Raw genomic sequence first — 13,523 nt, 5'->3', positions numbered from 1 at the left:
ATCCCTACATCACACCCACGCGGGGTGGAGCAGCCCGGTAGCTCGTCAGGCTCATAACCTGAAGGTCACAGGTTCAAATCCTGTCCCCGCATCCACTTTGACCGAACACAGAACCGAAAGCCCCTCCGGCCCATGCCAGAGGGGCTTTCGGCGTTCTGGACCCAGCCGCCAGCCCTCTGCTCGCCCACAAGCTCGATCCGGTCCGCATGGACCTCCACACGCGACACCAGCGCCCGAAACGCCTCCTGCAACCCGGCCAGGCGTGCGGGCTTGGCCCCGCCATGTGGCGGTGACCACCTCCGGCGGCAGCAGCGTCGGTTTCCGCCTTGCGGCGCCGGGGCTTCCGGTGGGGTCGCTCAGAAGTCGTTGAGCAGGGCGTCGATCGCGGCCTGGTCGATATCCCCGCCTGCCGGGGACTCCACGGTGCGCATGGCGGTCTTCACCTCAACCTGTTCGCGCGGCCCCTCGGGGCGGCTGCCCGCCGGGATCATCGTCTCCAGCATGTTCTCGACCTGCTGGAGGTGCTGTATCGCGCGCCGGATGCGTTGGCCGGTCACATCCTGGAAGGTGCAGGCCTCGAAGATCGAACTCACGCGGGCGGCGATGGCGGCCACCGCATCCTTGTCCTGCGCGCCGCTGGCCACCCAGGCCTGGATTGCCTCCGCCGCCTCCATGATGGTGTTGGCGGCGGCTTCGGTGGCCTGCACCACCGCTTCCAGCTCCAGCCCGCTATTGCGCGTGGCGGCCGCCGGCACGGCGACGAGCTGTCCGATCTGGTCGTGGATGCGCGCCAGTGCGGATTTCATTTGCTCCTCGCCCATGTCGGCGATTTCGACGCTGGCATGCAGCTCCGCGCTCAACTCCGCGATGCGCCGGTCCACGAAGCGGTGCAGGTCAGCCAAAGCCGGGTGCAGTTCCGCCCGCACGGCGTCGCGCAGTTGCTCGGTCGAATCGGTCGTCACTGACATCGCGCATCATCTCCGTGGCGGCCCGAGGCCGGGTCATTTGTGCCGCGCAACAAGTCGCCTCGCGGGGAAATGGCAGTGTCGCAGAAACGGGTGAATAATGGGTTTCCGGGGTGCCGTGCTGTAAGGTCGGCCGCCCTGGGATCAGGTCGGCCTCACCACGCGCCGCCGCAATGCCGCGGCCGGCCGGCATCGCCGCCAGCAGGCCCTTCTCCGCCTCCACCATCACCGCCCCGGACAGCCTCGGCGAGCTGGCGCGGCCATCAGACCGGACGCCCTTGGATGGGACGAGAACAATGAGGCAGCACGCAGACTGATCAGCCCAGTAACTCGACCTGGCTCTGATCTCATACATCACCCCTTGATGTATCGGGGTGCAGGGTGCATTGTCGGGACATGCAGCCCGCCTCCTCCCTCCCGGCCCCTCGCGTCGACTACGCCTCCCGCGGTTACTGGGCCGGCACGATCAAGATGGGCCTCAGCAAATTCTTTATCCTGCGTGTCCTGCATGACGGACCGATGCACGGCTACGACATCGCGCGCCTCGTCGAGCGCACCACCAAGGGCTGCTGCTCTCCCACGGAGGGCACCATCTACCCGGTGCTCCGCGACTTTGAAGCCGGCGGCTTCGTGACCGCAACGGAGGAAGTCGTGAGCGGCCGGCAGCGTCGCGTCTACGCTCTGACGGATGCCGGTCGCACCGCTTTCCGCGTCGCGTTGGACGCCTGGATGGAGGCCACCGAGGCCTTGCAGGACACGGGCCGGGCATTCGCGGCGGCGGACCAGGCGCGCGCTCGGCGGGACAATGCCAACGCATAGCCACGCGACATCCTTTTGTCGAAATACATTGATGATCAATGCATAAAGGATCATGTCATGCAGTCCCACACCTTGCCTATCGCGATCATCGGCGCCGGCCCCATCGGACTCGCCGCGGCTGCCCAGCTTCTCGCGCGCGGCCTGAAGCCAGTCGTCCTGGAGGCGGGCCCCGAGGTCGGGCACGCTGTTCGCGCCTGGGGCCATGTCCGGATGTTCTCGCCCTGGGGGTTCAACACCGATGCCGCCGCCCGCGCGCTCCTAGAGGCCGAGGGCTGGTCCTCCCCCGACCCCGCGCAGTTTCCGACCGGCCAGGAACTTCTGGCCCGCTACCTTCTCCCTCTCTCCGCCACGGCGGCGCTGCGCGGCCGCATTCGCACCGGAGCGAAGGTCGTGGGCGTCGCGCGGCGTGACTTCGGTCGCCTGCGCGACGGAGCCGCGCGCGACGCCACGCCCTTCATCCTGCACGTCCAGACGGAACAAGGGATCGAGGCCATTGAGGCCCATGCCGTGATCGACTGCTCCGGCACCTGGCACACGCCCAACCCCGCTGGTAGCCACGGCCTGCCCACCCCCGGCGAGACCCAGCACACGGCGCGCATCACCTATGGCATTCCCGACATCCTCGGCGAGGCGCGTGCCGCCTATGCCGGGCGGGAGACCCTCGTCGTCGGCGCCGGGCATTCGGCGATGAACGCGGTGCTGGATCTGGCGGAGCTTGCCAAGACCGCAGCCGGTACGCGCATCCTCTGGGCCTTTCGCCGCCCGCTGGGCGCCATCAACTTTGGTGGCGGCGCGCGTGACGGCCTGGCCCAGCGCGGCGCACTCGGCGCAAGGGCACAGGCGCTGGTGGAAGAGGGGGCCGTCACCGCCCTGGCACCCTTCCTCATCGACCGGATCGATGAGGCCGATGGCGCGCTTGCCATCACCGGCCGGCAGGAGGCGCGCGCGGTGACCATTCGCGCTGACCGCATGATCGTCGCCACCGGCTTCCGCCCCGACCTCGGGTTCCTGCGCGAGATCCGCTTGGCGCTGGACCCAGCGGTGGAGGCCACGCCGGCGCTGGCGCCGCTGATCGATCCCAACCTGCACTCCTGCGGCACGGTCCGCCCCCATGGCGAGGCCGAGCTGCGCCACCCGGAGGCAGGCTTCTACATCGCCGGCATGAAGAGCTATGGCCGCGCGCCCACCTTCCTGCTGGCGACGGGCCATGAGCAGGTCCGCTCCATCGCCGCCCACCTGGCCGGCGACACCGTCGCTGCCCGGCGCGTGGAACTGGTGTTGCCCGAGACTGGCGTCTGCGCCACGGACCGCGCGCCCGCCCGTGGCGAATGCGGTGCGACGACCGCCCCCGCGCCGCGCGGCTGCTGCGGCTGAAACTGCCGCCTCGCGCGGCCTTGGTTCACCAGGCCGAAAGCGGCATGGTGAACCCCACTCATGGAGAGGCGTCGTTCATCCACGGATCGCCTGCCAATCCTGACCTCCTGGCCGTTGTGTCTTCCTTCGAACGCTATCTCTCCCTCTGGATCGTCCTGTGCATTGCGGCGAGCTTCGCGCTGGGCAGTCTGTTCCCGGGGGCTTTCCGCGTGTTCGCCGGGTTCGAATAGGGCTCGATCAACTTCCTGGTCGCGGTGCTGATCTGGCGGATGATCTATCCGATGATGGTGTCGGTGGACTTCTCCAACCTGCGGCGCGAGCACGAACGGCCGAAGGGCCTCGTCGGTGAACTGGCGGGGGAAGCCCTTCACCATGGCCGCCCTCGGCGCTTTCGCTGCGAATTGACGCCGCGTAGTCGCTCCGGCGATGCTCCCTCGTCATCCGCCGAGGCGGATGACGGAGGACAGCAACCACAAATGCCCACCGCGCGGCCCCAAGCTCCGCCGAAGCCATTGCGCCGCACGCTGCTTGCGCTCGGCATCGCGGGGCTGGCCGCGCCAGTGGCCCGGGCGACGCCGATCGTGACGCTGGGGCTCACGCCGGTCTTCCTCGACTCCGACATCGTGCTGGTGCGCCAGATCGAGGGGCATCTCACGGCGCGCCTCGGCCGGCCGGTGCAAGTGGTCAAGCGCCGCACCTACCGCGAGGTCACCTCGCTGCTCGTCGCGGGTCAACTCGATGCCGCCTGGATCTGCGGCTACCCCTTCATCCAGCACCGCGATGCGCTCGACATCCTCGCCGTGCCGCTCTATCGCGGCGCGCCGCTCTACCGCTCCTATGTCATCACAAGGGCCAACCGCGCGGCCGCCACGCTGGCCGAGTTGCGCGGCGACATCCACGCCTTCTCCGACCCTGACAGCAATTCAGGCTTCCTCGTCACCAGCGCGATGCTGGCAGATGCGGGCACGACGCCCGGCGCCTTCTTCGCGCGCAGCCTCTTCACCCATGGCCACCGCAACGTCATTCGCGCCGTCGCGGCAGGGCTCGCGCAATCGGGCTCAGTGGATGGCTATGTCTGGGATGTGATGGCGGAGCTGGAGCCCGCGCTGGTCGGCGCCACGCGCATCGTCCATGCCTCGGACCCCATGGGCTTCCCTCCCTTCGCCACCGCGCGCGGGGCGGACCCGGCGCTGCGCGAGACGCTCCGCCACGCCCTTCTCACCATGCCCGGCACGGAAGACGGGCGCGCCATCCTGGCCACCTTGCGCCTCGACGGCTTCGTGCCGGGCTCGCCCGCCCTGTTCGACGGCATCGCGGCCTTGAGCCACCGCGCACGGGCCGCGGGGTGATGCGCGCGCTGGCCCCGCGCCGCTGGCCGCTCGCGCTGCGCGTGCCGCTCCTGATCACGCTGCTGATGGTGGGGGTGGCCGGTGCCATCTCGAAGCTTGTGCTGGTGCGGCTGGAAGCCGTGCAGGCCACCCATTTCGAGGAGCTGAGCGACGCCTATCTCGACGGTCTCTCCACCGCGCTGCTGCCCGCCATGATCCGGCGCGACGCGTGGGAGGCCTTCGACGCGCTCGACCGTTCGCGCCCGCGCTACCAGGCAGTGGGGGCGCTGCTTGTGCTGGTGGTGCTGCCGGATGGCAGCGTGCTGGCGGCCTCTGACCCGCTCCGCCATCCGCTCGGCGCGGCCGCGCCGCCCGAAGCGGAGCCCGCGCCCCTTCACCTCGAACCCAGCGCCGCCACCGCCTGGATCCATCGCGCGGTGAGCGAGGGCGGCGTTGCCGTGGGCCGCATCGCGGCCGAGGTGGATGTCACGTCCCTCGCCACCGAACGCCGGGCCACGCTGCTGGCCCTGGTGGGCGTCAACGCCGCGCTGACGCTGCTCTTTGCCCTGCTGGGCTGGCTGCTGGTGCGGCGCATGCTGCACCCGGTGCTGCGCCTGTCCGAGCGCCTCGGCCAGGCGGCGGAAGGGCGCCTTCAGCCCATCGCCGAGGCCGACATGCCCCCTGCAGACACGGAGGAGGGCCGCGCCTATCGCCGCTACAACGCCGCCGCCGCCGCCATCGCGGAGCGCGAGGCCCTGCTCACCCGCCTCGCCGAGGAGGAGCGCCGCGCACTGGTGGGCCGCTACGCCTCGGCCATGGCGCATGAGGTGAACAACCCCCTGGGCGGCCTGTTCAACGCCGTGCGGATGATCCAGCGTCATGGCGACGACCCGCAGCGGCGGCAGCGCGCGGCCTCGCTGCTGGAACGGGGCCTCACCGGCATCCACAACGTGGTCCGCGCCTCGCTCATCCTCTGGCGCGGCGAGGCCGATGCGCGGCCCGTCTCCGCCGCCGACATCGACGATTTGCGCCTGCTGATCGAAAGCGAGGCGCGGCGGCGTGAGCTGGTGCTCGACTGGCGGCATGAGATGGATGGCGGCTTTCCCGCCCCCGCGCAGATGGTGCGCCAGGTGGCTCTGAACCTGCTGCTGAACGCCTGCGCCGCATCGCCCCCGGGCGGGCGCGTCACCCTGCGCGCCGCGGTGGCGGCCGGCGCGCTGACGCTGGAGGTCGCGGACGAGGGGCCCGGCTTGCCCGCCGAGGCCTGCGCGCTGCTGCTGGACGGCCAGGCGGCGCAGGTTCCCCAGGCGGGCGGCCTCGGCCTCTGGACCGTGGCGCGGCTTGTGCGCGAATTGGGCGCACGTGTGAAAATCGCGGGCCCGCCCGGCTCCCGCATCATCATCCGGATTCACGATGCCGAACGTGGCACTCCCCGCCTCGCCGCCTGAGGTGGCGCCCCTGGTGGCGCTGATCGAGGACGACCCCGTCATGGGCCAGTCCGTCGCCGATTGGCTGGCCGTGGAGGGCTATCGCACCAGCTGGTTCCGCAACGGCGCCGAGGCCATCCGCGCCCTCTCGCGCCAGGCGCCGGACGCCATCATCTGCGACATCCGCCTGCCCGACATGAATGGCGAGGAGGTGCACCGCGCCCTCGTCCAGGCGGGCGGCGACGCGCCCATGCTCTTCGTGACAGGCCATGGGGATATCGCCCAGGCGGTGCGGCTCATGCAGGCGGGCGCCGCCGACTACCTGACAAAGCCCTTCGACATCGAGGCGCTGCTGCGCCGGCTGGAGGCGCTGATCGCGCCCCGCTGGCAGCGCAGCGAGGGCTTCGCCCTGGGCGAGGCGCCCGCGATCCAGTCGGTCGAGCGCGTGCTGCGCCGGGTGGCCAGCATCGACTCCACCGTGCTGCTGACCGGCCCCAGCGGCTCGGGCAAGGAGGTGGCCGCGCGGCTGCTGCACGCCGAAGGCCCGCGCGCCCGGCTGCCCTTCGTTGCGACCAATTGCGCCGCCCTGCCGGCCGAATTGCTGGAGAGCGAAATCTTCGGCCATGAGCGCGGCGCCTTTACCCATGCCACGTCCCGCCATGCGGGCTTGGCGGAGCAGGCCGGGGCCGGGACGCTCTTCCTCGACGAGGTGGCGGAGCTTTCGCCGCCGCTCCAGGCCAAGCTGCTGCGCCTGCTGCAGGAGCGCGTGTTCCGCCGCCTGGGCGGCGAGCGCGACCTGCCCTTCCGCGCCCGCATCGTGGCCGCGACCAATGCCGATCTGGACGCTCAGGTGGCCGAGGGCCGGTTCCGCGAGGACCTCTTCTTTCGCCTGGCCGTGATCCGCGTGGCGATGCCGCCCCTGCGCGACCGCCCGGAGGATGTGCTGCCGCTGGCGCGCCGCTTCCTGGGTGAATTCGCGGCCAGCTTCGCCCGCCCCCTGCGCGGCTTCACCTCCCTGGCCGAGGAGGCGCTGCTGGCGCACGACCATCCGGGCAATGTGCGGGAACTGCGCAACCGGGTGGAGCGCGCCGCCGCCCTGGCCGAGGGCGAGCTGGTCACGGCAGCCGACCTTTTTCCCGAAAGAGCGCCCCCGCGAACGGAAGCCGCCCTGTCCAGCCTGGCCGATGCGCGCGACGCGGCCGAGCGGCGGGCGATCACCGCCGCCCTTGCCGCTGCGGGAGGTGATGTGGCCCGCGCGGCGGAGGCGTTGAAGGTTTCGCGCTCCACCCTCTTCGAGAAGCTTCGCCGGCTCGGGCTGCGCGGCGAGGGTTGAGCAGTCCGGCCGGCCGGACAGCCGGTGACAGCGAGTCCGGAAAGCTGGACTGGCGCCAGAGGATAAGTTAGTAATTTCAGAGATTTGTGGGATTACGGCAAGCTCTGCGCCCTGGCACCCGCCTTGCAACCTCTCCGCGGCGAAGCCGGACACCCGGCCGCCAGAGGGAGGAAATGTTCATGTCCGACGGAACCCGGGAACAGCGGCAGCGCGCGGAGGCGGAGAAGCTCGCCACCGAGGTGCTGCGCCATGGCACCAACACGCAGCGCCGTTCGCTCTTCGTCTCCGCCGCCGCCTTCGGCGCCGCGGCGATGACCCTGCCGGGCGCTTCTCCCGCCTCGGCCCAGACGGCGCCCGCGGCACCCCGGCGCCGGCCGATCATCAAGGATGACAGCCGCGTCCTGAACATCGGCGCCACGGTGCGGTCGGGGAACTACTGGGACTACAAGACCTTCATGACGCCGATCGAGGAGTTCTACGTCCGCAACCACTACCCGACGCCGACGGCCGAAACGCGGCCCGTGCTGGCGCAGGAGAACTGGAAGCTCCGCATCCACGGCACCTCGGTCGAGCGGCCGGTGGAACTTTCCTACAACGACCTGCTCGGCATGCGCAGCCGCACCATCATCGCCACCATGGAATGCCACGGCAACGGCCGCACCCTGTTCTGGGAGCAGGACGGGCTGACGGGCCAGCAGGTGGCGGGCGGCAACTGGGTGCTGGGCGCCGTGGGCCAGGCCGAATGGCAATACGTGCCGATGAGCGAGATCTTCGCCCGCGTCGGCATCAAGCCCGGCGCGCGCACGGTGCTGTTCTGGTCGGGCGTGGATGGCAACGACATGGGCCGACCCATGCCCTACAGCGACGTGGTGGCACAGCAGCACGACATGGGCGTGTGCTTCGCCATGAACGGCAACCCGCTGATCCCCGACCATGGCGCGCCGGTGCGCATGGTGGTGCCGGGCTGGGGCGGGACGGCCTCCATCAAGTGGCTGACCGAAATCCGCGTCACCGACCGGCGCGTCTGGTGCCGCCTGAACACGCGCGGCGAAGTCTATATCGGCCCGAGCTACCAGCGGCCGGAGTTCAGCCAGGAGGACGAGTTCATCGGCGTGGGTGCCGAGGACATCCAGGGCCCCATGGTGACCTGGATGCCGCCGAAATCCTTCATCACCGTGCCGCTGGTGCTGGAGAAGTCACCCTCCGTGCCGGCCAACTACCCGCTGCAGCGCGGCCAGGTGCCGCGGCTTTCGGCCGGGCGGCAGGAGCTGACGGGCTATGCCTGGGCGCCACAGAACGGGGTGCGCCAAGTGGATGTGCGGATTGATGGCGGCCAGTGGCAGCGCGCGGAAATCCGCCAGCCCAACCTCGGCAAATACACCTGGGTGCGCTTCTCGCTGCCCTGGGACGCGACGGCGGGCCAGCATGTCATCGAGACGCGCACCACGGACAATGCGGGCACCGTGCAGCCTGAGACCGTGCCGCTGAACACGCTCGGCATGGCGAATTGGGCCATTCCGAAGTTCCGCGTCGAGGTCGCCTGACCCTGCCGGCCGGCGGCGGCCCTCCGCCGCCGGCCACTTTCCTTTCACAGCAGTTGGATGTCTTCATGCGCTTCATCATGCTGGCGATGCCGGCCCTGGGCGGGCTCGCCCTCATCGCCACCGCCGCCATCGGGCAACCCTCGCTCTCGCCGCAGGTCGCGGAGGGGCAGCGCCTCTACGCCGAGAATTGCGCCATGTGTCATGGCGAGGATGGGCGGCGCGGCGCCGGTTTCCAGACGCCCATCTGGGGCGAGCGCACGCAGATCACGAAGTTCAGCACCGCGCTGGGCCTGTTCGAGTACAACCAGATGATGATGCCCTTCGACGATCCCGACCGGCTCAACGATGAGCAGAAATGGGCCATCACGGCGTATATGCTGGCCAACCACGGGGCCATCCCGCGCGACGGGACGCTGGATCAGCGGAGTGCGGCGTCGGTGCCCATCCGATAGGGGTTGCACTGGCCAGTCGCTTGGAAATGCTTTCGCTCCCGGTGCGGCTTTTGCCAAAGCGAACCGAGTGCGTCAGGCATGGTAGAGGAAGGGGCAAGGCCGCCTACGGTCAGGCGAGGCGTGTTCTCCATAAGCGGAACCTTTTCCCCGAATCCAACGTTCTCAATACCCCACCAGAACGCCTGCCATCCCACAGGATCGCGGGCGTTTTCGCGTTCGGGGCCTTGGTGCCGGCTTGGCCCTCCTCGGCCAGCGTGCCGTGCAGCAGCGCCGCCAGGTTGCCCCGCAGGCTCAGCGTCACCTCGCCGCGCCTCCCCCCCGGGAAGACCAGGATCGCATCGTCCAAGGTCCGCAGCACCTCCAACACCTCGGTATCTTTCCCCAGCGCCACCGCTTCCCGCAGGCTCGCGTGCTCGGAGCTTCGCTTCCGCCGTCGCCATCGCAGCGGTCATCATCTGCTGGTGCGGAATCAGTCCAGAGCCTGAGACACGCGCGCCCCATCCAGGAAGACCGAAACGGCGGCCTTGATCATGGCACGCAATTCCACCCCGCAGGGCGGTGGCGCCACCCCCAGCAGCAGGCGGATCTGCGCCGCACCCAGCGCCATGCCGTAGAGCATGCGCGCGGCCAGGCGGGCATCCGTCAGCCGCAGCCGGGCAGTCTGCATCTCGGTGGCCAGGCGGCGTTCGAGCGAACTGGCGCCGCGGCTGACAAGGGCGCGGTGCCAGCGCTCAGCCAACTCCGGGCAGCGCGGCCCCTCGGCGATAACCAGACGGAACAGCGCGGTCTGGCGCTGCGCCAGGAGGTGTAGCCCCGTGGCTTCCAGGATGGCCTCCAGCGCCGCCCCCAATTCGGGCCCCTCTTCCAGCGCGCTGTCGATCCGCAGCGGGGCGAGGACGGAGCCTATCGTGTCCTCGAACAAATCCGCCTTGGACGGGAAGGTGCGATAGAGGGTGCGCTTCGACATACCCGCGAGGCGCGCGACCTCCTCCATGCTGGCGGCGGCGTATCCGTCGCGCAGAAAGACGGTCGCGGCGGCGTCGCGCACCAGGTCGCGGCGCTCGGCCTCGGGCATCGGTCGGCGGCCGGGCTTGCGGCGTTCCGTGGGCGGGGCGCAAGCCAACAGGGCTTCCGTCAATGCGGCGCTTCCCCAAGCGCCGGTGCCTGGACGCCCACGGCCCGCGTGCGCGCGCGGAACAGGCGCAGCACCAGCACGAAGAAGACCGGCACGAAGAGCACCGCCAGCACAGTCCCCGCGATCACCCCGCCGATGACGCCGGTGCCGATGGCGTTCTGCGCGCCCGAACCCGCGCCGGAGGCGATGGCCAGCGGCACCACGCCCAGGCTGAAGGCGAGCGAGGTCATGATGATGGGTCGCAGCCGTTGCCGGGCGGCCTGGGTCGCGGCCTCGGCAAGCGAGAGTCCGCGGTCGAAGCCCTCGCGCGCGAATTCCACGATCAGGATGGCGTTCTTCGCCGTCAGCCCGATGGTGGCGAGCAGCCCCACCTGGAAATACACGTCGTTCGACTTGCCGGTCAGCAGCGTGGCCAGCACCGCGCCCAGCACGCCGAGCGGCACCGCGAGGATCACCGCCGTCGGGATGGACCAGCTTTCGTAGAGGGCGGCGAGGCAGAGGAACACCACCAGCAGCGACAGCGCGTAGAGCGCCGGTGCCTGCCCGGCGGATTGCCGTTCCTGGAAGGAGATGCCGGTCCAGTCGAAGCCGAAGCCTGGCGGCAGCTGGGCCATCAGCCGCTCCATCTCCGCCATGGCGTCGCCCGTGGTGAAGCCTGGGGCGGGAATACCCTGGATCTCGCGCGAGGCGACGCCATTGAAGCGCTCCAGTCGCGGTGAGCCATAAACCCATTCGCTGCGTCCGAAGGCGGAGAAGGGCACCATCTGCCCTGTCGCGTTCCGCACGAACCATTGGTCGAGATCACCCGGCCCCATGCGCGATTCCGGCTGTCCCTGCATGTAGACGCGCTTGATGCGCCCACGGTCCATGAAGTCGTTCACATAGGTGGCGCCGAAGGCGGTGGAGAGCGTGGTGTTCACCTCCGTGATGGACAGGCCCAGCGCGCTGGCGCGTTCCCAATCCACCACGATGCGGAACTGCGCCTCGTCGTTCAGCCCGTTGGCCCGGACGCCGGAGAGCACCGGGCTCGCGGCCGCCAGGCGCAGCAGCTGGTCGCGCGCGGCCATCAGCGCCTCATGTCCCTGGCCGCCACGGTCCAGCAGCTGGAAGGCGAAGCCCTGGGCATTGCCGAGTTCCCGCACCGCGGGCGGGGCGGAGGAGACGATGATGGCGTCCTGGTAGGTGGCGAAGCGGGCATTGATGCGCGCGGTCAGCGCCTGCACGCTGTTCTGTGGGCCGGGGCGCGAATCCCAGTCGCGCAGGCTGATGAAGCCGAGGCCGGAATTCTGTCCGCGCCCGCTGTAGCTGAAGCCGTTGATGCCGAAGAAGCTGTCCACCACGCCGCTCTCTTCCTCGCGGAGGTAGCGGCCGAGTTCGTCCAGCGCGCGCTGGGTGCGGTCGGTGGTGGCGCCCGAGGGGGCGATGACCTGCGCGAAGGCGATGCCCTGGTCCTCATTGGGCAGGAAGCCGCCGGGCATCCGCAGGAAGGCGTAGCCAAGCGCGCCCAGCAGCACCGCGTAGATCAGCAGCATGCGCGCTGGGCGCTTCAGGCTCGCGCTTACACCGCCCACATAGCCGCGCGTCATGCGGTCGAAGCCGCGGTTGAACCAGCCCCAGACGCCGCGCGTGCCCTGGCCCGGCTTGTGCGGCTTCAGCAGCCCCACGCAGAGCACGGGCGTGAAGAAGATGGCCACCAGCACAGAGAGCGACATGGCGGTGGCGATGGTGACGGAGAACTGCCGGTAGATCACGCCCACCGACCCGCCGAAGAAGGCCATGGGCAGGAACACCGCCGACAGCACCAGGCCGATGCCGATCAGCGCGCCCGTGATCTGGTCCATGGAGCGGCGCGTGGCCTCCAGCGGGGGCAGGTGTTCCTCCGCCATCACGCGCTCGACATTCTCGACCACCACGATGGCGTCATCCACCAGCAGCCCGATGGCGAGCACCAGGCCGAACATGGTGAGCGTGTTGATGCTGAAGCCCAGCACGTCCAGCACCGCGAAGGTCCCCAGCAGCACCACCGGGATGGCCATGGTGGGGATGATGGTGGCGCGGAAATTCTGCAGGAACAGGTACATCACCAGGAAGACCAGCACCACGGCCTCGATCAGCGTCATGACCACGCTGGTGATGGAGCGCTGGACGAAGGGCGTCGTGTCCTGGAGGTAGACCACCTCCAGCCCCTGCGGGATGCTGGGGCGCAGGCGGTCCACGGTGGCGCGCACGGCCGCCGCGGCATCGAGGGCATTGGCGCCGGTGGCCAGCCGAATGCCGATGCCGCTGGCCGGCCGCCCGTCCAGCAGGGTGCTGAAATTGTAGTTCTCGCTGCCGATCTCGACCCGCGCCACATCGCGCAGCCGCACCTGCGCGCCATCGGGGCGCACGCGCAGCAGGATGGCGCCGAACTCCTCCACGGTCTGCAGGTAGGAGGGGCCGATGACGGTGGCATTCAGCTGCTGGCCGGGCACGGCGGGCAGGGCGCCCATCTCGCCGCCCGAGACCTGCACGTTCTGCGCGCGCACCGCAGCCGCCACATCGGCCGGCGTCATGCCGTAGTTCACGAGCCGCGCGGGGTCGAGCCAGATCCGCATGGCGAATTGCGCGCCAAACACCTGGTAGTCGCCCACGCCCGGCGTGCGGCTGATGGCGTCCTGCACATTGGCCACCAGGAAGTCCGAGATGTCGGTGCGCTGCATGCGCCCGTCGGTCGAGACGAAGCCCACGATCAGGAGGAAGTTCCCCGAGGACTTCACGACGCGGATGCCCTGCTGCTGCACCGTCAGCGGCAGGCGCGGCGAGGCGAGCTGGACGCGGTTCTGCACCTGCACCTGCGCCGTGTCCGCATTGGTGCCTGGCGCGAAGGTCAGCTGGATCTGCGCCGAACCGTCCTTGCTGGCCTGGGAGGCGAAGTAGAGCAGGTTGTCGATGCCGCTGAGCTGCTGCTCGATCACCTGGACCACGGTGGTCTGCACCGTCTCGGCGGAGGCACCGGGATAGCTCACATTGATGGTGATGGCCGGCGGCGCGATGGCCGGATACTGCGCCACCGCCATGTTCCTGAGCGCGAGCAGCCCCGCGAGCATGATGCCGATGGCGATGACCCAGGCGAACACGGGCCGGTCTATGAAGAAGCGCGCCACCCC

Annotated in this window: 11 protein-coding genes and 1 tRNA gene; 8 read left to right on the top strand and 4 right to left on the bottom strand. The window is 69.8% G+C overall.

What is annotated here, in order from left to right; translation table 11 throughout:
• Positions 1-18: 18 nt before the first annotated feature.
• Positions 19-95 (top strand) — tRNA-Met (locus GGQ83_RS17540).
• A gap of 261 nt (positions 96-356) precedes the next feature.
• Here GGQ83_RS17540 and GGQ83_RS17535 read toward each other — a convergent pair.
• On the bottom strand, positions 357-962 hold the full coding sequence (locus GGQ83_RS17535) for a protein phosphatase CheZ (protein ID WP_311728597.1): 606 nt from the start codon (positions 960-962) through the stop codon (positions 357-359).
• Positions 963-1,361: 399 nt separating this feature from the next.
• Here GGQ83_RS17535 and GGQ83_RS17530 point away from each other — a divergent pair, with 399 nt between their 5' ends.
• The 7 genes from GGQ83_RS17530 to GGQ83_RS17500 all read left to right on the top strand — a co-directional run bounded on the left by GGQ83_RS17530 (position 1,362) and on the right by GGQ83_RS17500 (position 9,242).
• Positions 1,362-1,784: a PadR family transcriptional regulator gene (locus GGQ83_RS17530; RefSeq protein WP_242535196.1), complete on the top strand. Its 423-nt coding sequence runs from the start codon at positions 1,362-1,364 to the stop codon at positions 1,782-1,784.
• 57 nt (positions 1,785-1,841) lie between these two features.
• Positions 1,842-3,158 (top strand): FAD-dependent oxidoreductase, encoded by a 1,317-nt coding sequence (locus GGQ83_RS17525; protein ID WP_184386270.1) that lies wholly within the window; start codon positions 1,842-1,844, stop codon positions 3,156-3,158.
• A gap of 512 nt (positions 3,159-3,670) precedes the next feature.
• Positions 3,671-4,507: a substrate-binding domain-containing protein gene (locus tag GGQ83_RS17520; protein WP_242535195.1), complete on the top strand. Its 837-nt coding sequence runs from the start codon at positions 3,671-3,673 to the stop codon at positions 4,505-4,507.
• Entirely contained in the window at positions 4,507-5,934 is a 1,428-nt protein-coding gene (locus GGQ83_RS17515) for a sensor histidine kinase (protein ID WP_184386268.1), read from the top strand. Before GGQ83_RS17520 ends, GGQ83_RS17515 begins: the two co-directional genes overlap by 1 nt.
• A complete protein-coding gene (locus GGQ83_RS17510) occupies positions 5,909-7,246 on the top strand; it encodes a sigma-54-dependent transcriptional regulator (protein ID WP_311728593.1) in 1,338 nt (445 codons plus the stop codon). Before GGQ83_RS17515 ends, GGQ83_RS17510 begins: the two co-directional genes overlap by 26 nt.
• A 179-nt stretch (positions 7,247-7,425) precedes the next feature.
• A complete protein-coding gene (locus GGQ83_RS17505; RefSeq protein ID WP_242535194.1) occupies positions 7,426-8,790 on the top strand; it encodes a molybdopterin-dependent oxidoreductase in 1,365 nt (454 codons plus the stop codon).
• Between the two features lie 65 nt (positions 8,791-8,855).
• On the top strand, positions 8,856-9,242 hold the full coding sequence (locus tag GGQ83_RS17500; RefSeq protein WP_184386266.1) for a c-type cytochrome: 387 nt from the start codon (positions 8,856-8,858) through the stop codon (positions 9,240-9,242).
• A 109-nt stretch (positions 9,243-9,351) separates the two neighbouring features.
• On the opposite strand, the gene GGQ83_RS17495 is transcribed toward GGQ83_RS17500, so the two are convergent.
• The 3 genes from GGQ83_RS17495 to GGQ83_RS17485 all read right to left on the bottom strand — a co-directional run bounded on the left by GGQ83_RS17495 (position 9,352) and on the right by GGQ83_RS17485 (position 13,520).
• A complete protein-coding gene (locus GGQ83_RS17495; protein ID WP_184386265.1) occupies positions 9,352-9,609 on the bottom strand; it encodes a hypothetical protein in 258 nt (85 codons plus the stop codon).
• 102 nt (positions 9,610-9,711) lie between these two features.
• Positions 9,712-10,380 (bottom strand): TetR/AcrR family transcriptional regulator, encoded by a 669-nt coding sequence (locus GGQ83_RS17490; RefSeq protein ID WP_184386264.1) that lies wholly within the window; start codon positions 10,378-10,380, stop codon positions 9,712-9,714.
• Positions 10,377-13,520, bottom strand: a complete 3,144-nt coding sequence (locus GGQ83_RS17485) for an efflux RND transporter permease subunit (RefSeq protein ID WP_184386263.1) — start codon at positions 13,518-13,520, stop codon at positions 10,377-10,379. The genes GGQ83_RS17490 and GGQ83_RS17485 overlap by 4 nt, the downstream gene beginning before the upstream one ends.
• Between the last annotated feature and the right edge of the window lie 3 nt (positions 13,521-13,523).

This window comes from Roseococcus suduntuyensis (genome assembly GCF_014196305.1).
Taxonomy (GTDB): domain Bacteria; phylum Pseudomonadota; class Alphaproteobacteria; order Acetobacterales; family Acetobacteraceae; genus Roseococcus; species Roseococcus suduntuyensis.
This window is presented reverse-complemented; position numbering and strand designations above follow the sequence as displayed.